A 19880-nucleotide genomic window follows, 5' to 3' on the forward strand; every position below is an offset into this window, starting at 1 on the left:
CAAATTCCGTTTTTATAAATCCGTATCCGTTCGTTTGTGGTTAATAATGGAATACAGATCAGATCTACGGTCCCTGAGGTTACGCACGCTTCCAAACTGATTCAGCTCACGCAACATACTTAAATCCACATCTGCAATCAGAATCATTTCAGTATTCGGGGTTGCTTCAGCTTTTATTCCGTTTGTCGGGAAGGCAAAATCGCAGGGTGTAAATACGATAGACTGCGCATACTGTATATCCATATTATGGACTTTAGGCAGGTTTCCCACACTTCCTGCTATAGCCACATAACACTCATTTTCAATAGCCCTGGACTGTGCGCAGTTTCTTACTCGGGAATAACCGTTTTGTGTATCGGTTAAAAAGGGAACAAAAAGGATATCCATACCTTCATTGGCAAGAAGCCGGCTCAACTCAGGGAATTCAATGTCATAACAAATCAACACCCCAATTTTACCACAATCCGTATCAAAGGTTCTTAGTTTCTGTCCGCCCTGAAGGCCCCATACTTTTGCTTCGTCCGGAGTAACATGCAGTTTTTCAAACCGTTCAATACCACCGTCACGCTTACACACATAACCTACATTGAAAAGTTGACCGCTAACCACTTCGGGCATACTACCGGTAATGATGTTGATATTGTAGGATATGGCAAGATCAGAAAACCGCTTGACCACATCCGAAGTATAATCGGCAAGTTTTCGTATGGCTTCGGCTTCTGAGAGATGATTATACTCCGACATCAACGGGGCATTAAAAAACTCCGGAAACAATGCAAAATCTGACCGGTACCCTGAAACAGCATCCACAAAATATTCTGCCTGTTGCATTACTTCGTCAAGATCCTTGTACAGACGCATCTGCCACTGCACCAAGCCAAGCCGGACTACAGATTTAATATTGACCGCCTTGTCAGTTGTTTCCTCATAATATATATTATTCCATTCCAGCAGAACTGCATACTCATTGGATTCATCATCGCCTTCGAGATACCCTTTTAATATCTTTTTGGGGTGAAAATCATTGGATAACTGAAAGTCCAGCACCGGATCATGAATTTCCTTCATATGAACCTTTTCAATATACGCTTTGGGTGTAATCTCTTCTGCATACTTATAATAATTGGGGATCCGCCCTCCAAACACAATGCTTTTCAGATTCAGACGTTCACACAACTCCTTGCGGTAATCATACAGGCGTCTTCCCAGACGTAAGCCCCTGAATTTTGGCCGGATGAATATTTCTATTCCATACAACACATCCCCTTTATTTCTGTGGGTATTAAAGGAATAATTTCCTATTATCTGGTTATAGGTATGTTTATTCTCCAGTCTTTGGGAATCTACAATAATGGAAAGAGCACAACCCGCCAGTTCATCATTCACCTTAATTGCAACCTGTCCCTCCGGGAATTTTTTTATTAAAGTCTTTATATGCTCTTCTTCCCAGTTTCCTCCCGGCATACTGGAATAAGCCTCCACCATTGCTTTTTTAAGGTCATCATAGTCATCAATAGTCAAAAAAACAATCTCAATATTTTCTATAGGCTCCATGAATTTCAATTTTAAATACCCTGATAATTTAACAGGACAACATCTAAGTAGTTTGCTGAATTTACAATTATTTATACAATCTGCAACCCGAATTACAAAACTATCAACAGCACAAAATTGTAGACTGCTTCTGTTTTCCTACATAATTGTAAGATTTTAAAGTCACTGATAACCCACAATACATTGTAATGCAAAACTTTAACACCTATGGCACATTTTTTATGGACGGATTACACAAACGGGTCGGTTTATCTGACCTCCAAATGAAACATTATATGAAGTTAAGTGCAAGAAATAATCTGGCAGGCATCATAAAATCCATCGACGAGGGTTTGATCACTTCCAAGGTCGTAATTGACCTCGGGAATGGAAACGAGATTGTCTCCATTATCTCGAAGGATGCCATTGATGATTTGCAGCTAAAAGTTGGTGAGCCGGCGTTTGCCATTGTAAAATCAACAGAAGTAATCATTGGTGTTCCTGATTAATAAAAGCGATTTAGCATCCAGGGTCAAAACAAAAGCAAATGACTGAGATAGAATTATTGGTGAATGTTAAGAGAGATGACAACCTGCTATTGACGTCTGACCGGGCACAACTGCTGAAAATTTTATCACAGACAGGAAGTTTGCTTACGGCTTCGAAGGCTTTAAACATATCCTACAACAAAACATGGCTTATGCTTGAAGAACTGAATAAAGGTCTAAGTAAACCTCTGGTGTATAAAAGCAGGGGTGGCAAAGGCGGAGGTGGTGCTACCATCACTGATTATGGACAGTTTATTTTGAAAGAATACGAACTGATAGAAAACCATGTTCGGATTTTTGTCAATAAGCTGAATACAGAAATTAATCTTTAAAAATTTTTTAACAGCGTTATCTTTTTTGGGATAACGGTAAAACAAAACATATGGAACAGATTATGATTAAACCCATCGGAATTATTCATACACCGTATACCGATATTTCGGATATGCCAATCCAGCCCATCGCAGCGGAAGGAATTACGGGTTACATTGAACTTGAACCGGAATACGTAGAGGGCCTGCGTGATCTGGATGGATTTTCACATATCACACTTCTCTATCATTTTCATAAGATTAAAGATTATCAGCTAAAAGTGATCCCTTTTATGGATACACAGGAACGCGGCATATTTTCGACCAAGGCTCCCAAACGGCCAAATGCCATCGGCATGTCAACCGTAAAATTAACAGGAATACAAGGCAATCTGATTTACATCGAACAGGTGGATATGCTGGACGGCACACCTCTCATCGACATAAAACCGTTTTATCCCAGGTATGACAACCGTGAAAACGTAACCATTGGCTGGCTGGAGAAAAACAAAGATATGCCGCTGGAAAAATTAAGAGCTGATGAGCGGTTCAGATAATAAATCCAGTAAAGAAATCAGAACTATAACGTCTATTAAAGGATGCAATAATTTAGAAGTAATACATCAAAAATCATGTAAACGAACAAATAAAACCCTACAAAATGGTAGTAGCAAAAAACAATGTCTGCTTAACCTGTACTATGATTATTCTGATGTTATGCCACTACAGAACTGTAGCTCAGAATACCGAATCCCAAAAAAATAATCCGTTTACACTAAACAGTAAAGAAAAGTTGTTCAAACCTATCGTTGTCTTTGAAAACTGGATAACCTACAGTATGAACGAAAACTCAAATGCCAACAGGTTAGATAACCAGGTTCGCAGACTGAGGTTCGGTGCCACCGGCAATCCTTACCCGTGGCTGAACTACCATTTTCAACTGCACTTTGACAGGCTTGGCGAAGACAGCTACTCATCCACCAAAGGTTCTTATGCCGGAGTTGATATCTGGGATGCCTGTATTTCCGCCAAATTGCTTCAACAGTCCGACCTAATTTATGTACATGCCGGATATTACTGGGCTGCCATTAGCCGCGAATACAACACGGCGGCCTGGGCTCAGGGATCATTTGACAGAACCCGTGCCAACTGGTTCATGCGTAATTTTATGACCGGCAAAGGCAACGGTATTGAGAGTGGAATAGGGCTTGGAGGACTAAAGAACTTTGAAAAAATTGGGATTAGTTACCGCATCGGAAGTTTTGAACCGGCGGCTTATGCCAGCAGCAGATATGCCAGTCGCTTAAACACTGCCCACATAATATTTTTGCTGGGTGAACCGGAACAAACATCTTATAAATACAGGCTTCCCGGAAACCACTGGCAAAAACGAAAAGGCATAAGTCTGGGTTTCGGTGCTTCGAGCCAAACCAACGGACGCCTCAACGACACCACTTATTTTGATCAGTCTCTGGCCTACGGTGCAGACCTGCTTATCAATTTTGCCGGATTACGTATAGACGGTGAATATTTTAAACTGAAGCGGACATCTGAAGGTCTTGATGATTACTCCGGCACAGAATGGCACATCCGCGCAGGCTATACCTTTGAATACAAACAAACATTTATTGAGCCTACGGTTACCTACGATAAATATGAGGGTGAAGGCAACAAACGCCTGTTTAAATACATCGGGAACGATGAAACCCTTGATATTGGTGTTAACTGGTACCTTAACAGAGATAAACTGAAACTGGCGCTGCATTACCTTATACAGAGCGGATCAGTGGCATCCAACACAGGCGATTATATCGGATTCGCATTCCAGGTAAAACTTTAATAACCTTCAAGACTCAAATATCATGAATACACATATAAAAATCATATTGTTTACATTACTGGTTCTTGGTACAGGAATCACAGCCTGTAAACCAAAGAAAAGTGCTGAAGAAACGGAAAAACGTATATTGGTGTTTGCCGCAGCAAGTCTCACTGATGTACTCTCGGAACTTATTGATTCGTTCGGGGTCAGTACAGGATATACGGTACAAACCAACATGGCTTCCAGCGGTACGCTGGCCAGACAGATTGAACAGGGTGGCACGCCGGATATCTACATCTCAGCCAGTAAACGCTGGGTTGATTATGTCGATAGCCTCGGCTTTATTGTAGCACCCTATAAAACAAATATTGCATTCAATGAGCTGGTTTTTATCGCTCCCAAAGAAAGCATTCTGACTGATGTGACTATCGACAAAACACTCGATCTGAATAAATTAATCGGTTCAGGCCGTTTGGCCATGGGCGATCCGGGACACGTACCCGCCGGAAAATACGGCAGGCAGGCCCTCGGATATTATGGTTGGGACACACAAATCAACGAGAAAGTACTGCCAGCAAAAGATGTTCGTTCTGCGCTGATGGTAGTTGAACTTGGCGAAGCACCATTGGGCATTGTGTACAAAACAGATGCTTTAAAATCGGACAAGGTGAAAATTATCGGGTCATTCCCTGAAGAGTCGCACAAACCCATTGTTTATGTGGCAGGAATCTGCAATGAAAGTGATGCATCCAAAGCCTTTTACAGCTACCTCACATCAAAAGAAACAGCTGCAATATGGGCAAAATACGGTTTTAAAAAATAAACAGTTCAATTCTGATTTACGATGAGTGGTTTTTTACAATTTAATAGTATGGAGATTCAGGCAATATGGCTCTCGGTAAAGGTTGCCGTATATTGCTCTCTTATTTCCATTCCGCTGGCACTGGCAATGGGTTTCGTGATGGCCAGGCGCAATTTCTATGGCAAACCAGCTATTGAAAGCCTTATCCATTTACCGCTGGTCATGCCGCCTGTCACTACAGGATATCTTCTGCTGCTTCTGTTTGGGATAAAAGGATTTTTAGGAAAATGGCTTTTTACTGCATTTGGCATCAGGATATCTTTCACTTTCACGGCTGCCGTCATTGCCTCGGTTTTTGTATCATTTCCACTCATCGTTCGTTCAGTCAGGACTGCCATTGAAATGGTTGATCCGGGGCTGGAAGACGCATCAAGAATTCTGGGAGCCGGAAAACTGAAAACATTTTTTAAGGTAACCGTCCCCCTGGCTATGCCGGGTATTGTATCGGGAACCATACTGGCCTTTGCCCGTTCACTCGGTGAATTCGGTGCCACCATCACCTTCGCAGGAAATATTGCAGGTGAAACCCAAACGTTACCACTGGCCATTTATGCCTACATGCAGGTTCCGGGTCAGGAAAGCGCCACGTTAAGACTGGTTATGGTAAGTGTTATCATCTCATTTATTGCCATGGGATTATCAGAATGGTACGTTAAAAGAATGAAACGCATATGGTAGACGTCAACATAAAACTCAAACGGAACAAATTCGATGTGGTCATCAATGCCGTATTTGGTGAAGGCATTTCAGGTATTTACGGTCCAAGCGGATCAGGAAAAACTTCCTTGCTGCAATGCATTTCCGGCCTCGCCGTTCCCGAAGAAGGAGAAATCTCCATTCGGGGAAATACGGTGTTCAGCAGTTCGAAAAAAATTAATGTTCCGGTAGAAAAACGTAACATCGGATATGTGTTCCAGGAAGGCCGCCTTTTCCCCCACATGACGGTAGAAAGGAATCTTCTGTACGGATTGAAACGCCACACCAAAACATCACCCGGATTTGACGATGTCGTTGATATGCTGAATCTGAAACATTTATTAAAAAGCAAACCTTCCGACATATCCGGAGGAGAACGTCAGCGTACCGCACTTGGCCGATCACTCCTCTCCTCACCTGACATCTTATTACTTGACGAACCATTTTCAGCAGTAGATGCCAGATTGCGTAACCAGATCCTTCCCTTTCTGTTGCGGATTCAACAAAAGATCAGAATTCCGGTTCTGATTGTAAGCCACGATCTGCCCGACCTGCTGAAACTGACCAACGATCTGTGCCTGATCCGCGATGGCAGATGCATTGGGCATGATGATTACCATAAACTACTGGCACAAAAGGAAACACACCATATTTTTAATTCAGGTTCGGTCATGAATGCCATCACCATGAATGTGGATCAGGTGAAACGCGATGAAGGTCTGACAATACTTTCCACGCCAAACCGTAAGGCAAATATCCGCATCTTATGCGAACGCAGTAACGGACATTATGCACCAAAGCAGGAATTGAAAATCTTTATCAATTCCGAAGATATTGCACTATCAAAGAATTTTCTGAAAGATGTGACCATTCAGAACCAGATCAGGGGCACCATTACAAATATCATCGAAAGAAACAGCTCCACACTCTGCATAGTTGATGCAGGTTTCCCGCTGGTAGTTGAAATAACGGCAGAATCTTTAAAACGAATGCAAATTGAAGTCGGCAGCCAGGTGTGGTGTCTGTTTAAATCGGTGGCGATAGATGTAGCGATGTAATTAAATTTACAAATTAGGAATTAGGAATTATTTGTCCATTGCATTAACTATTTTGTCCCTACTGAACAATGTATCAAACTCAAATCAACTTGCTCCCAATATTCTGTCTCTCCGGGACAATTCCGTAGGAACACAATACCGGCAAAACTCTTGTAAGGCTCCTCATCATTAAGTCCCTTCTATGTTCTCATCCAAATTTTTGCTGAATTATTTTCTTTTTTCTATTCACGGGTTCATTACGTTTTCATTTTAGTTATTTTTATGCTTTCATTCAAAAAATTTGCTATGTTTCAAAAATTAAGCCTGTTAATCACATTATCATTGCTTTTACTCAGTTGTGCGCCGAAAGAGATTATTGAGCTCCCTGTTACAGAGCACAACGGAGCCGGACCATTCCATATAGGTCTTGGCGGTATTTCACCCGATCCTGTGAATGACAACGGAAACTGGAAAAACTGCCGGCTTCAGGTTAAAGGAATACCTGAGACCTGGACTGATGCACGTAAAGGTTCTATCCAGACCAACATTTACCAGATGGTTTATCAAAACTATATTGCCGGTAATATTACGCCGGATTTTTACCAGCATCTTCAGGATTCATGGAACTGGGATCCTGATACTTTAAATCTTTCCAAAGCACCACTGAAATGTCAGATAGCCTTTGCAACAGGAAAAGATTCAACAGGTGAAACCATGATTATAATTGACGCCAACAATAACCTGGACTTCAGTGATGATATGGCGTTCAGACCAACAAGGCTGGACCCGCAAATCAGAACTATTGAGGATAGTCTAATTATGAAACAAGTGGTAATGGTCAGTTTTGAGCAGCTGCAGAATAATAAAATCGTCACATCAAAAGCTCCGCTTTCTGTCGTCGATTTTCAGAATATGAATATGCTGATGTCTTGTTTTCCATTGTATGCAACAGCGCAGTTTCAGGACAAGGAAATTGCAGTCAGCACAGAGAATCTCAATGATCCTTCTTTTAAGGAATCTGTAATGGTTCTATTGGATGATAGCCTGAAAGCAGGCAAAAAAGCGGACTTTGATAAACTGGTTTACCAAAATGAATATGTAAATATTAACGATAAGATATACGAGTTTCATGGGATAGACCGAAACAGGAATGTCTTAAAGCTAAAAAAGATTGCTACACCACCTGATGAATTGTATTCCACACAAATCGGTTTTAACGCCTTCCCATTTCGTGGCAGAAATCTTTTGTCCAAAGATTCATTGTCGCTTGAAAGCCTGAAAGGTAAATATGTATACCTCGATTTCTGGTCGGTATACTGTGGACCATGCATCCGTGATCTGCCACATTTAAAAGCACTGCATGACAGCATCGACACAAACAAAATTGAATATGTTGGCATTGTGTGCAGCAGTCCGGAAGATGATATTATGAAAGTACGCGAAAAATATCATATCAACTGGCCTCTTATCATATCACATCCGGAAAACAACATTGAAAAGCTCTACGGAATCAGTGGTTATCCAAGTACTTTTTTAATTGATCCGGAGGGAAAGATTATTGCCAGGGATTTAAGAAGTCAGCAGTTGAGAGACAAAGTTAAGCAGCTTTCACTTCATTTGTGATACTCATACTAAAACATTGATAAACTACATGAAATATTCAGACCTGCACATGTTTTCCGGATCAAAACACAAAAGAACAGCGATTAAAACTGTAAGGTATTTCTTCAGCATGCTGACCTTATTTCTGATTCTCTCATCAAATGCTGTACTTGCAGAACAACGACCGGTTTTTAACTATAAGATATCGATCGATAATCCCGGATCACACCTATATCATGTAACACTTGAAACTTCGGGATGGCAAAATGACACCCTGGAGCTGAAACTACCGGTCTGGATGCCCGGATACTACCAGGTGATGGATTATGCAAAGTTTGTTACAGATATGACCGCAAAAACAGCGAATGGGCAGGAACTAAAAATAATTGGTAGCGGAGAGAGTTCATGGACTTTAACCGGTGTTAAAAACAAACGTTTCAGGGTGGATTACAACATTGAAACCAATCGCAGATTCGTGGCTAACAGTTATGTTGATGAAGAACACGCTTACATTGTTCCTTCAAATACCTTTCTTTATGCTGAAAGCTATCTGAGCTCACCGGTTACTGTAACATTTATATCAGCTTACAGGGACATTGCAACAGGATTAAAAAAGATTGCAGAAGATCCAATCACATTTACAGCTCCTGATTTTGATATATTGTATGATTGTCCGATACTGGCCGGGAATCTTGATTCGTTTCCATCATTCAAAGTTAATGGTATTGAACACCGGTTCACAGCCTATAAACCAGGAACATTTAATGCACAACTTTTAATGCAAAAGTTACAACAAGCGATCACATATGCCACTACACTTATGGGAGATATACCCTATGAAAGCTACACCTTTATTGGAATTGGACCTGGAAGAGGAGGAATAGAACATCTCAACAATACTATTGTAAGTTTTAACGGGGATGAGCTGGTTACTGAAAAAGCCTTTAATAAAACATTGAATTTTTTAGTACACGAATATTTTCATAACTACAATGTAAAACGCATCAGACCTTATGAACTGGGCCCCTTCGATTATGGTAGGGAAAACAGGACAAATCAACTGTGGATATCCGAAGGTCTGACTGTTTACTATGAATACCTGATTCTTAAACGGGCAGGTCTGATTGATACCGGCACACTGTTTTCCAATCTTGAGAATGACATTAATGCCACCGAAAATGATCCGGGAAGACATTTCCAGTCGTTGACACAGGCCAGTTATTACACATGGGAAGACGGACCATTTGGTACACCTGAAGGGACAGAAGACAAGTCAATAAGTTATTATCAGAAAGGTCCGGTAATGGGACTTCTGCTCGACTTTACCATTCGCCAGGCCACACAGAATAAAAAATCACTTGATGATGTGATGCGTTATCTGTACCGTGAATTTTACCAGGACAAGCAGCGCGGTTTTACTGAGGCAGAATTTCAGCAGGTATGCGAAGAAATTGCCGGACAATCCTTACGTACCTTTTTTGAATATATCTGCACGACTAAAGAACCGGATTATGCCACTTACCTGAGCTATGCCGGTCTGGAGCTTAAAAAGGAGAAGGATCAAAACAATGTGCATTACAGAATTAAACGGATGGATCAACCCGACAAACTACAAAATGAGATTTTCAATTCCTGGATCACAGGTTTTTAATATACGAACGAATATTCCTTGCATCCGGTTATTATTTCTTTATAGTATTTTGCTTCTATCCTGCCTTTTATCTTCGAATTATACTCTAAACGATACTTACAGAAAACAAAGAACCAGTTAAGTCTCAGCAGACTTACCTGGTTCAATACTTAATTAATGATTCTGATGTGTTTTTCTGCTTATCGCTTTTTAAAAGAAAGTAAATCGATACCTACCGTAAACCTGACATTCGAAACCGACAGATCGTTTATATAATCACCATTGAATTCCATTTTCCCGGGGTTAATATCCAAACCCAGAACGAATGAAGACAATCTTACCTTAGCTCCAAGACCATAGACAAATCCAAAAGCCTCGCCAAGGTCAACACTGGAGGAATAATCGTAATGTGATAAATAAGGTGCCATTACCCATGCAAAACCACCTTTAAGATAGGCATCAATATTGATTTTATCAGTTATGGGAAAAGTCATGGAGGGTCCTATCTCATATTCAATTCTCATATTATCCAACAATCCTCCAAGTTCGTATCCATAATCTACATAATCCTTTTTCATGCCATAAGCCTGGAAACCAAACTGACCATATAAACCAACGCTGGCTGATGATAACGAAAAAAGTGTGGTATTATGAGACATCCCGTAATAAAACCCTCCGGCTGCACCCAACGCATTTTCCCAAGAATCATCCATATCAAAATTTGCTGCAGCACCGGTGGGTGATGAAAAGCCTATATCCATGGTGACAAATGAACCACCGGATGATCTGACAGATGAACCACTACTTGTATACTGTCCGTATGAAAGTTCAAAAGACGCAAAAACAATGCTTATCAGTGTAATTATTTTAAGTTTCATCGCTGTTTCTCATTTATTTGTTAAAATTCATTTTCCATACATTAAACTGACCGTTTTTTCCTCCCCTTTGAGAAATAAAAAAGATACTTTTCCCGTCAGGAGACCATTGAGGAGAAACATCATGCCCCGGGTGAAAAGTCAGTTGTCTGAGATTGGTACCATCGATACTGGCAACATAAATATCAAGATTCATCGGTTTATTTGATTGCTTTGAAGTGGATCCAACACACACAATTGTGCTACCGTCTGCCGAAAGCTGGGGAGTAGAAAATCCCATTTCAGGGTCACTCAATATTAAGGTTTCCGTTCCGTTTTCTATGTTAACCATCCATATTTCCCCCCGGTATTTACCATCTTTACTGTTTCTGGTGATCACGAGATTCTTTCCATCACTGGTTACCTGTGGAGTGAATCCTTCACAATATTGCGTCATCAAAGATGATTTAAGATCAATCGACCATATATAGTATTGTGATCCCTGTTCACGTGAAAAAAACACTTTCTTACCATCCGGTGAGTATACGCCTCCTAATTCCTGTTGCGAAGTAGAAACCAGCTGCTGAACTGCGGAACCTCCAACCGTATTAATCCTGTGAATATTCATGATTGTCGACACAACTGTTGAATTGGTACTGGGCAGATAAAGGTTTTTTTCATTTGTTCCGGTAAATACAATATTACTGTCATTGGGTGAAAAGGACATATCATAGATATTCTTGTTAAATGTTCGCTGTACAACAGACCTTCCACCTTCCACACTCCGGATATACAAGTTCATGAAATCATTGTTTTTAGCTATATACGCCAGTTTTGAACCATCATTAGAGACTGCGATGCATGACGGTGCATACCAGAATAAATAACCATACTTCATAATATGAGGACCAACAACATGATCATCATCTTCGGTATATTTAACAAACTGCGTGCTTCCTTCCTCAGGAACAGACTGAACAGAATATTGTATGGTTCTACAGCTCCCAAACAACATGACCATTAAAATAAAATAGAGCAATTGTTTCATTTATTTTTAGTTTAATAATTAAGTCTTAACTTCATAAATCATAGCAATACCCTTAGGTACTACCTTTTAAAATTCCATTAATCACTCAAACAAATCCATACTATTGTTTGCGTTAATTCCGGAAGCAAAGATTCTGATTATCCAAACTATTTACAATCGCACATATAAGAGGGAAGTATTATCCTGCAAAATACAGGGATAAAATGTAGTATTTAAGTAATAAACGGCAATATTTGTATCAGAGCGCATCAAAACGCTCCCTGATATGTGTCATGCAGTTTCGGGAGACACAAAAATGATAACGGTCAAATGGTGGTAGTAAAATACATTGCCGTGTCTTAATTTCAATGGTATTCAGGTAGCTCAGATTAACAATAGCAGACTGATTAATATGAAGAAAATGTTTTTCTCCAAATAACTGCATAATGGTTATGGCATTTACACCAGACCTGAGTCTCAGTATTTCTTCATTATAAAGCAGTACATACCAGTAACTTTTAGTCCAACCTTTTTCTCTTTGATATTTTACCAGAACAATTTCATTTCGCTTAAGAAATTTAATACCCGTTGAAGTGGGTAGGGTAATAATATCATCGTTAATCGTTTCAGCAAGATAACGTACAGCATTACGTTCATCGTTTTTGTTTTTCATTCTGAACCGGTTTAAAGCAGCACGTAATTCTTCTTTGCTTACCGGTTTCAGCAAATAATCGATGGCAGACTCCCGTAATGCCTGGATGGTATATTTTTCATAGCCGGTACAAAATACAACACCCAAAGGTTTTTCAATGTCAACTTGTATTTCAGTTAATAACTCAAAACCTGTTTTATTGGGCATCTCAATATCCAGAAATAATAAATCGGGCTGATTATCCAGGATCGTCTTTTTGGCTGCAGGATAAGTTGTAGCGGTGTCAATAATTCTGATCTCTTCAAAATCGCTTAGCATATTGACTAAGGTTTTAATTGCAAATGGATCATCGTCAATTATTATTGTATTTATTTTGGATACTGAGGGTTTCATTTCTTTACTAAATTACATCATAATTAAAGTTATCAGGAATACAGAATTCCACCAACGTGCCTTTATTCAGATCACTCTCAGGGTAAGCATCATCAAACCGATAGGTTATTTTATTCATATTTTTAGTGTTAAGCAGGTAGATTGTCTGAATAAGTAGTCTTAGACCAGTACCTGTACCAGAAGTTACAGATGATGATTTCTTTCGTCCTATACCATTGTCTTTGATAATCAAAACCGTTTGGCTCTCCATCCTTTCACAGATCAGCCATAATAGTTTTTCACCCTCCACCGGCGGTAGCCCATGCTTTAGAGCATTTTCCATAGGAATCTGTAACAACATACCGGGAATTTTAATTTCACTGGTATTCAAAATGTTGAGTTCTTCAATATACTTAAACCCGGTAGCCTGACTTGTATTATGTAGGTTTAAATATGCATGGACAATTTCCAGTTCTGTTGCTAACGATACGCTCGACATTTCTGCATTCTGAAGACTTGTTTTAAGTACCCTTGCCAAATTATCAAGTATTTGCTGCGAATCGGGAAATTTTCTCATAGGCAGTGCGGCATTGTTAAGTACATTAAAAATAAAATGCGGACTAAACCGGTTCTGTATATTTTGCATTTTAATTTTTAATATCTGATTTTTCTGTTCTTCATAAAGCAAATCATTCTTTCTGCGCCTGTTTCTTAAAACCAGGTACACAATAACAGCAGCCAGAATAAACAACAGGAAAAGAGAAATCAGTGCAATCCTGTGTCGGCTTACTTCTGCATCCTTTAATGCTAATACCTGACTATTCAACCTACCGGTTGCTTCCAGCATATCAATCTGATTTTGCTTTTTCTCTGCCTGCCAGCGCGCCTCTGCATTCATTATTGCCGTAGTCCTGTCCCTGTTAAATATAGAATCCTGCAATTCAGCATGAAGACGTTCGTTTTTAAAAGCTTCTCTGTAATTGCCCCTGCTGTAATAGATATCGCCCAGTAACTTAGCGATAAGAGCCTTGGTAGGCATCGCATTTACTTCGCCAGCCAAATGCATTGCGTTTAAACCATACTTCTCTGCATCCAAAATATTACCCATGGCATTTTCTATTTGAGCGAGATTATAATAAACAACTGCCATTCCTTCCTTATCTCCCAAAGATTCCTTTAATTTTACAGCTTCTATTAACCAATTCTTTGCCATTGACCGGTCTCCCAAATCCCCCAAAAGCATTGCTTTGCTTACATAAACGTCAGATAATGAAATTTGCTCCCCAAGCTTTCTAAATATGTCCTCAGCTTCTTCATACATTAAAAGTGCTTCATCCTTTTTTCCTTTATTGACGTAAACAGATGCAATAAGCTCATAATCGGATGCAATGGCTGATTTCACATTTAATTCTTTATTTATCGCCAGAGATTTATTGAAATAGTCCATTGCTTTATCATAGTTGCCAAACTGCATATGTAATTTACCTATGCCTTTATATGTTGTTGCCATGGATTGTTTATTGTCAAGCTTTTCCTTAATCAGTATAGCATCAAGATAAAACTTCAATGCTTTCTCAAAGTCCCCTAAACGACTGTAAACCTCCCCGATATTATGCAAATCTTTTGCCTCACTCATTCGATCACCTATTTTCTGAGCAAGATCAAGGGACTGGTAATAAATATTAAGTGCCTGGCTATACTTACTTTGTGAGAAGTAAATATTCCCTAGATTTTTATAGCATAAGATTATGCCATCTGTTCCGTGCATTTCACGGTATGATTCCAAAGCCTTTTGATAATAAAATGCTGAAGAGTCCAACTGTCCCAGATAAAAACAGATCAGCCCCACATTCATAAGGCTTCCCGAATAAAGTTCTTTATCATTTAATTTCTTTCCAATAGCAACTGGCTTTTTAAATAGGGATGTAGCATCTTCAAAATTCCCCTGTAAGTACTTAATTATTGCAAGGTTTGAATAGATCTTGGCTTCAAGCAATTCATCACCGTAATTTCCAGCTATCTCAAGTGCAGTATTATAATGTCTGATGGCCTCAGCATAAGCACCCTTGTTATACTGAATCAATCCCCTTACATTTTCAGTATATGCTTTAAGGTTTGCTAAGTGATATGCGGATGAAATTGAATCCGTTTTATAGTTTTCAATCAGTGCCTTCTCATAAATTCCCTGATTTAAATAGAGAGATGCAATTTTGTTATGTAAAAGTGCTTCTCTTTGCTTAAATGCAATGTCATTATTTATTTCTGAAGATATTCCACAGGCTTTTTTATAGAAGTATATTGCTGTATCAGGATTCTCACCCTTATATGCATCCCCCAGTTCAGAATAAAGAGAGATAAGGTTAATCTTATCGCTGCTTTTACGGATAACAGCGATTAATGAATCCGGTTTAGAGTTGGCAAAACCGTTAAACTCCAAACTCCAAACTATTACAATTAGCAACCATAAGCATTTCCGCAACAGAAATACGTTATGAAAACGGAGAGATTTCACAATTTCAAGTCAGATAAAATGGGATTTAAAAATGATTTTCTTTCTACATGATAAAGATACCTTACAAATTGATATTATTATCAATTGCATTAAAATTTAATCTGAATTTTTTTTGATTATAAATAAGTTCACTTTAAAGGAAAATGTCACAGGTTTCTTTCCCAGAAAAACATATTGGGATCACAAGGTTCAAAACCCGATTTCCTGTATAAACCCTGTGCTTTAGCATTGTCTTCACGCACCTCAAGATTGATCCGGCAGTATCCCTGTGACTGGCAGTAAAAGATAATTTCTTCCATCAAAAAGTGACCAACTCCATTTTGACGGTATCCGGGGGTAACAATATAATCGTGAATATTCAGCAGTTGTTTGCCCCTGAACGTAGAGTAATTAATGAAGCAGTTGGCCATGGCAACATAATCACTCCCTGCCTTAGCCAGAAATCCGCAGTAATTGGGTTGTTTCAGTAGGTCCTGAACAACCTTTGATGCTTCTTCAGGATATAATGGCCTGCGACTCCCCATTTCATCCAACATATATTCACTAAGTAACTTCTTAAATGCCGTTATGTGAGACGTTCGTTTTAAATCAATCAGTTCAAAAGTCAGTTCTTTTTTCATATGCTTATACTTTATATCGCCAGACGTCGAGTTTATACTTTTGTATGCGTGATCCCAGCATTCTCTCCGTGATCATCAGTTCAGTTGCAGCTTTTGCAATATTACCTTTTGTACCGATGAGCGCATCGATGATCAGTTGCTTTTCAATTTTCTCTACAACATATGACAATCCGCCTTTCGATTGTGTATCGGACGATGCCGCTGTTTGGAGTGTTGGTGGCAAATTGTAACTGTGAATCACATTATCGGTGGTCAGAATGCATGCCCGCTCAATCACGTTTTCCAGCTCACGCACGTTACCCGGCCACGAATATACCATCAGCATATTTATGGCAGATGTGGTTATACGCTTAATGGATGTTTTATTGACTTTATTGAACTTGGCAATAAAATGATCCACAAGCGGAGGAATATCATTTCTACGGTCCCGCAATGAAGGCAGAAAAAGTGGAAAAACATTAATTCTGTAAAATAGGTCTTCACGAAATGTGCCATTTGAAATCGCCTCCTCTAGATTCTTATTGGTGGCACAAATAATTCTCACATTCACTTTTATGGTTTCGGTTCCGCCCAGACGTTCAAACTCTTTCTCCTGCAGGATTCTTAAAATTTTAACCTGCGTAGTTAAGGGAATGTCACCGATTTCATCCAGGAATATAGTTCCTGAATCAGCCATTTCGAACCGGCCTTTGCGCTGCTTTTCCGCTCCGGTAAATGCTCCTTTTTCATGCCCGAACAGTTCACTTTCAATAAGTGATTCGGGTAAGGCAGAGCAGTTCACTTTAATAAACGGTTTATCTTTTCGCTGGCTGGCCCGGTGTATGGCATCTGCCACCAGCTCTTTTCCACAGCCGCTTTCCCCCCGGATCAACACCGATGAATTTGTTGGAGCAACCATATCGATTAAAGAATATACATCCTGCATTTTGGAAGAATTCCCAATCATATTGCTCGGCTTACTGTCTGATTCTACCCTTTCATGTAAAACCTGGTTCTCTTTTTTAAGCCTCTCAATCTCTTCCAATCTGTCCTGCCGTACCCTGACTGCCTGGGTAATAAGAGAACCGATTATGGAGAGTAAACGCTTATCTTCTTCAATTGTAATTCGGGGATTAAATTTACGGGTCATGGATAGAGCACCTGCTACCTTTCCATCGTGCATTATTGGAACACAAATAAATGTGAGTTCTTTACCGTCCACTGTAAGGTCCTGCCTGGTTTTATTAAGAAAAAGTCTCGACTTTGAAATTTCCTGCACAACAACAGGCTGAGCAATTTCCACTACCCGCCCGATAATACCCTCTCCCAGATTGTACTTCCCGCGTGAAGTCTGCGCCGGACTTAACCCATGTGCTACTTCTATATATATTTTTGAACGTTCCCGCTCCAACACATTCAGAACCGCACTTTCGGCACGCAGATATTCGCACATTTTTTTCAAAATAAGGGGTAACTCTTCTGTTATTTCCCGGCTACGCATTAATTGCGAACTGATGTCAAACAAAAGAGTTAACTCCTTATACCCATAGCACTCATCGTGCGTCTTAACACAACGTGTAACTTCCATAGCAACCAAGATTCATTCACCTGCTACAAAGTTATCATATTTTATTGTTAACACATATTATAACATTATATTATTTTAAATATATTTTTATACGTGTCTTTTTGATATGTAATCTTGATTTTAAATTTCTTTTTGTAATTTTAGCATCAATTTCATGGTCTAAAGCTGGCATTTTACCAGTTCGTTTATTTCCTCCACACATTTAACCATGCGTTTCAGATCATCAGGTTCAATTTTTTTTGGTTTGACGGCTTCCAGAGAACACCAGGTGTGAAAACGGTTGATGTATCTTGCTTCCTGCATAAGGCCCACTCTTACCGGCACATGAATTGATGTTGCTTTCAGCATACCGGATATTGATCCGTGCTCCACAACCTCATTATACTTCATTAAGAGTGCAGATAACATCGCCTCTGCAGACATGCATATCATGTTGTATGCAACTTCAGACCCAAGTCTGGCCCTGTCAAAATCCATTTTTTGCAGTTTCTGCAGATATGCCTCACCTTCTTTATAAACGGATAAAATTTCGTCCATGGTTTGTTACACTTAAGAGTTATTCAAAACCTTTTTTTCAGGCAAATAAATTATTATAAACATTCATTACATGATGATCACTCAGGAACGTACGGGTACTCACAGCCAAATCACGGATACCACGCATTATCATCATTAACTGAATGGAATTCAGGATTATTCCTCTGTCCCTGAAAAAATGTTCTACAGATGCTTTTCCTGAATGTTTACCAAATACAATTCTATTGTTTTTATTACCCAATACCCTTTCATCAAAAGGCTGATAGGTTAGTTTATTCTTCAGCAGGCACCTGGTATGTATGCCTGTTTCATGGGAGAATGCATTTTCGCCAACAATCGGTTTTGACGGATGCAGTTGTATATTTGATCGTTCAGCAACCAGATTTGAAAGGTTACAAATCTGTGATAAATCGTATGATCCAACTGCCAGCTGTGCCTGTTGCATTCCAATTATAACCTCTTCAATGGCAGCATTTCCGGCTCGTTCACCTAAGCCATTGACCGTTCCGCTAATTCCGCCGGCACCATACATTAATGCTGTTATGGCATTGGCTGTTCCCATACCCAGATCGTTATGAGGGTGGAATTCAAAATCACCTGCCGGAAATATTTCTCTTAGTCTGCTGAATAAGGTACTTACCATCACCGGATTCATGATACCTACTGTATCTGCAATCCGAACCCTTTCAGCGCCAAGATCAAATGCCGTTTCAATAAACGTTTCAAGGAACGGATATTCTGCACGTGAAGCATCCTGGGCCCCAATGTAAACACGGTCTGTATGTTTTAAGGCATATGGAATAAGCCGTTCCATTGTTTCCAACACCCATGCCGGACTTTTATCCATAGCCATAAGATGCAAATGTGATACAGGAAAGGAAATATTCACTGCATCCACTCCTGTTCTTAGTGCCATGTCGATATCATACTCCATCGCACGGCACCAGGCAATGGTACGGAACGCGTGCCGCATGCAGCATATGGCTTTCATATCAGCCACTTCCTCTTCTCCCATTGCAGGTGTTCCAATCTCCAGCTCTTCAATGCCTAAAGCATCAAGCTTTGCAGCTATTTCCAGTTTATCCGGTTGAAAGAAAACCACTCCGGGAGCCTGTTCGCCATCCCGTAGCGTGGTATCAACCAGGTATTTTCTCTCCTTAACCATTGTTTGTGATTTATAATTGGTTTTTATGTGTTGTGATCGTGTAAAATCCGGTCAGCAAAAGACCAATTAATTCGTAATTCGTAATTCATAATTCGTAATTAAACTGGGCCCTATTGCTTTCCGGTTCACATAAATCACACATTTAATCGGCAATTAAATATTCTTCCACAGACTCGCCTTCTTCCAGCGCATCCAGTATTTCATCTATGCGTTCTTCTGTAATGCCGCCATACCACAGATTAAGCGGCTGGATAACCATTACCGGCCCCTGTGAGCATACATTCAGACAAGCTGTTGATGTAATAGCCACATCAATTCCCCGGTCTGCACATTCTTCCATAATGTAAGGGATATAGTCTTTAGCACCGTTTTTATTACAATATCCCTGCGCATCTCCTGCCACCCTGTAGGAGTTGCATACTAAAATCTGATATTCAGGCTTCTTCATTTTAAAATTATTTAATTGTGTTTTTATCTTTTTTTTAAATTATTCATTAATCATTGGTCGATCTTATCTTATTCCATTCATCAAC

At 39.7% G+C, this 19880-nt stretch carries 19 protein-coding genes; 9 read left to right on the top strand and 10 right to left on the bottom strand.

Features of this window, described 5'->3' with window-relative positions:
* Window positions 1–12 precede the first annotated feature (12 nt).
* Complete coding sequence (locus tag ACE1EF_RS18380) at window positions 13–1554, bottom strand: GNAT family N-acetyltransferase (RefSeq protein WP_375722164.1); 1542 nt, start codon at window positions 1552–1554, stop codon at window positions 13–15.
* A gap of 188 nt (window positions 1555–1742) precedes the next feature.
* Between ACE1EF_RS18380 and ACE1EF_RS18385 the strand changes: the two genes are divergently transcribed.
* From ACE1EF_RS18385 to ACE1EF_RS18425, 9 genes are all read left to right on the top strand, one after another.
* Window positions 1743–2042, top strand: a complete 300-nt coding sequence (locus ACE1EF_RS18385; RefSeq protein ID WP_375722165.1) for a TOBE domain-containing protein — start codon at window positions 1743–1745, stop codon at window positions 2040–2042.
* 38 nt (window positions 2043–2080) lie between these two features.
* Window positions 2081–2413 (top strand): winged helix-turn-helix domain-containing protein, encoded by a 333-nt coding sequence (locus tag ACE1EF_RS18390; protein WP_375722166.1) that lies wholly within the window; start codon window positions 2081–2083, stop codon window positions 2411–2413.
* A gap of 50 nt (window positions 2414–2463) precedes the next feature.
* Complete coding sequence (gene tsaA, locus ACE1EF_RS18395; protein WP_375722167.1) at window positions 2464–2949, top strand: tRNA (N6-threonylcarbamoyladenosine(37)-N6)-methyltransferase TrmO; 486 nt, start codon at window positions 2464–2466, stop codon at window positions 2947–2949.
* A gap of 104 nt (window positions 2950–3053) precedes the next feature.
* Window positions 3054–4232: a porin gene (locus ACE1EF_RS18400; RefSeq protein WP_375722168.1), complete on the top strand. Its 1179-nt coding sequence runs from the start codon at window positions 3054–3056 to the stop codon at window positions 4230–4232.
* Between the two features lie 22 nt (window positions 4233–4254).
* Window positions 4255–5037, top strand: a complete 783-nt coding sequence (gene modA, locus ACE1EF_RS18405; RefSeq protein ID WP_375722169.1) for a molybdate ABC transporter substrate-binding protein — start codon at window positions 4255–4257, stop codon at window positions 5035–5037.
* Window positions 5038–5085: 48 nt separating this feature from the next.
* Window positions 5086–5754 (top strand): molybdate ABC transporter permease subunit, encoded by a 669-nt coding sequence (gene modB / locus ACE1EF_RS18410; RefSeq protein WP_375722170.1) that lies wholly within the window; start codon window positions 5086–5088, stop codon window positions 5752–5754.
* Window positions 5748–6830 carry a molybdenum ABC transporter ATP-binding protein gene (modC, locus tag ACE1EF_RS18415; protein WP_375722171.1) on the top strand — a complete coding sequence of 361 codons (1083 nt, stop codon included), beginning with the start codon at window positions 5748–5750 and terminating at the stop codon, window positions 6828–6830. The genes modB and modC overlap by 7 nt, the downstream gene beginning before the upstream one ends.
* A gap of 285 nt (window positions 6831–7115) precedes the next feature.
* Window positions 7116–8432 carry a TlpA family protein disulfide reductase gene (locus tag ACE1EF_RS18420; protein ID WP_375722172.1) on the top strand — a complete coding sequence of 439 codons (1317 nt, stop codon included), beginning with the start codon at window positions 7116–7118 and terminating at the stop codon, window positions 8430–8432.
* A gap of 28 nt (window positions 8433–8460) precedes the next feature.
* On the top strand, window positions 8461–10062 hold the full coding sequence (locus ACE1EF_RS18425; protein WP_375722173.1) for a M61 family metallopeptidase: 1602 nt from the start codon (window positions 8461–8463) through the stop codon (window positions 10060–10062).
* A 179-nt stretch (window positions 10063–10241) separates the two neighbouring features.
* Here the strand turns inward: ACE1EF_RS18425 and ACE1EF_RS18430 are convergent, their stop codons facing one another.
* The 9 genes from ACE1EF_RS18430 to ACE1EF_RS18470 all read right to left on the bottom strand — a co-directional run bounded on the left by ACE1EF_RS18430 (window position 10242) and on the right by ACE1EF_RS18470 (window position 19795).
* Complete coding sequence (locus ACE1EF_RS18430; RefSeq protein ID WP_375722174.1) at window positions 10242–10919, bottom strand: hypothetical protein; 678 nt, start codon at window positions 10917–10919, stop codon at window positions 10242–10244.
* 13 nt (window positions 10920–10932) lie between these two features.
* On the bottom strand, window positions 10933–11943 hold the full coding sequence (locus tag ACE1EF_RS18435; RefSeq protein ID WP_375722175.1) for a TolB family protein: 1011 nt from the start codon (window positions 11941–11943) through the stop codon (window positions 10933–10935).
* A 238-nt stretch (window positions 11944–12181) separates the two neighbouring features.
* Complete coding sequence (locus ACE1EF_RS18440) at window positions 12182–12967, bottom strand: LytR/AlgR family response regulator transcription factor (RefSeq protein WP_375722176.1); 786 nt, start codon at window positions 12965–12967, stop codon at window positions 12182–12184.
* 7 nt (window positions 12968–12974) lie between these two features.
* Complete coding sequence (locus ACE1EF_RS18445) at window positions 12975–15407, bottom strand: tetratricopeptide repeat protein (protein WP_375722177.1); 2433 nt, start codon at window positions 15405–15407, stop codon at window positions 12975–12977.
* 197 nt (window positions 15408–15604) lie between these two features.
* Window positions 15605–16078, bottom strand: a complete 474-nt coding sequence (locus tag ACE1EF_RS18450) for a GNAT family N-acetyltransferase (protein ID WP_375722178.1) — start codon at window positions 16076–16078, stop codon at window positions 15605–15607.
* 4 nt (window positions 16079–16082) lie between these two features.
* The gene (locus tag ACE1EF_RS18455) at window positions 16083–17645 is read right to left on the bottom strand and encodes a sigma-54-dependent Fis family transcriptional regulator (RefSeq protein WP_375722179.1); all 1563 of its coding nucleotides are present in this window, start codon (window positions 17643–17645) and stop codon (window positions 16083–16085) included.
* Window positions 17646–17804: 159 nt separating this feature from the next.
* Window positions 17805–18182, bottom strand: a complete 378-nt coding sequence (locus ACE1EF_RS18460) for a hypothetical protein (protein ID WP_375722180.1) — start codon at window positions 18180–18182, stop codon at window positions 17805–17807.
* Between the two features lie 37 nt (window positions 18183–18219).
* Window positions 18220–19347 (bottom strand): homocitrate synthase/isopropylmalate synthase family protein, encoded by a 1128-nt coding sequence (locus tag ACE1EF_RS18465; RefSeq protein ID WP_375722181.1) that lies wholly within the window; start codon window positions 19345–19347, stop codon window positions 18220–18222.
* A gap of 142 nt (window positions 19348–19489) precedes the next feature.
* A complete protein-coding gene (locus ACE1EF_RS18470; protein ID WP_375722182.1) occupies window positions 19490–19795 on the bottom strand; it encodes a (2Fe-2S) ferredoxin domain-containing protein in 306 nt (101 codons plus the stop codon).
* Window positions 19796–19880 lie beyond the last annotated feature (85 nt).

Source organism: Quyinboa sediminis (assembly GCF_042219855.1).
Classification (GTDB): domain Bacteria; phylum Bacteroidota; class Bacteroidia; order Bacteroidales; family UBA5342; genus JBHJHP01.

Excerpts from the sequence above, each read along its gene's own strand:
- ACE1EF_RS18380 (WP_375722164.1), bottom strand. The coding sequence starts at position 1,554 with ATGGAGCCTATAGAAAATATTGAGATTGTTTTTTTGACTATTGATGAC.
- ACE1EF_RS18385 (WP_375722165.1), top strand. The coding sequence starts at position 1,743 with ATGCAAAACTTTAACACCTATGGCACATTTTTTATGGACGGATTACAC.
- ACE1EF_RS18390 (WP_375722166.1), top strand. The coding sequence starts at position 2,081 with ATGACTGAGATAGAATTATTGGTGAATGTTAAGAGAGATGACAACCTG.
- tsaA (WP_375722167.1), top strand. The coding sequence starts at position 2,464 with ATGGAACAGATTATGATTAAACCCATCGGAATTATTCATACACCGTAT.
- ACE1EF_RS18400 (WP_375722168.1), top strand. The coding sequence starts at position 3,054 with ATGGTAGTAGCAAAAAACAATGTCTGCTTAACCTGTACTATGATTATT.
- modA (WP_375722169.1), top strand. The coding sequence starts at position 4,255 with ATGAATACACATATAAAAATCATATTGTTTACATTACTGGTTCTTGGT.
- modB (WP_375722170.1), top strand. The coding sequence starts at position 5,086 with ATGGAGATTCAGGCAATATGGCTCTCGGTAAAGGTTGCCGTATATTGC.
- modC (WP_375722171.1), top strand. The coding sequence starts at position 5,748 with ATGGTAGACGTCAACATAAAACTCAAACGGAACAAATTCGATGTGGTC.
- ACE1EF_RS18420 (WP_375722172.1), top strand. The coding sequence starts at position 7,116 with ATGTTTCAAAAATTAAGCCTGTTAATCACATTATCATTGCTTTTACTC.
- ACE1EF_RS18425 (WP_375722173.1), top strand. The coding sequence starts at position 8,461 with ATGAAATATTCAGACCTGCACATGTTTTCCGGATCAAAACACAAAAGA.
- ACE1EF_RS18430 (WP_375722174.1), bottom strand. The coding sequence starts at position 10,919 with ATGAAACTTAAAATAATTACACTGATAAGCATTGTTTTTGCGTCTTTT.
- ACE1EF_RS18435 (WP_375722175.1), bottom strand. The coding sequence starts at position 11,943 with ATGAAACAATTGCTCTATTTTATTTTAATGGTCATGTTGTTTGGGAGC.
- ACE1EF_RS18440 (WP_375722176.1), bottom strand. The coding sequence starts at position 12,967 with ATGAAACCCTCAGTATCCAAAATAAATACAATAATAATTGACGATGAT.
- ACE1EF_RS18450 (WP_375722178.1), bottom strand. The coding sequence starts at position 16,078 with ATGAAAAAAGAACTGACTTTTGAACTGATTGATTTAAAACGAACGTCT.
- ACE1EF_RS18455 (WP_375722179.1), bottom strand. The coding sequence starts at position 17,645 with ATGGAAGTTACACGTTGTGTTAAGACGCACGATGAGTGCTATGGGTAT.
- ACE1EF_RS18460 (WP_375722180.1), bottom strand. The coding sequence starts at position 18,182 with ATGGACGAAATTTTATCCGTTTATAAAGAAGGTGAGGCATATCTGCAG.
- ACE1EF_RS18465 (WP_375722181.1), bottom strand. The coding sequence starts at position 19,347 with ATGGTTAAGGAGAGAAAATACCTGGTTGATACCACGCTACGGGATGGC.
- ACE1EF_RS18470 (WP_375722182.1), bottom strand. The coding sequence starts at position 19,795 with ATGAAGAAGCCTGAATATCAGATTTTAGTATGCAACTCCTACAGGGTG.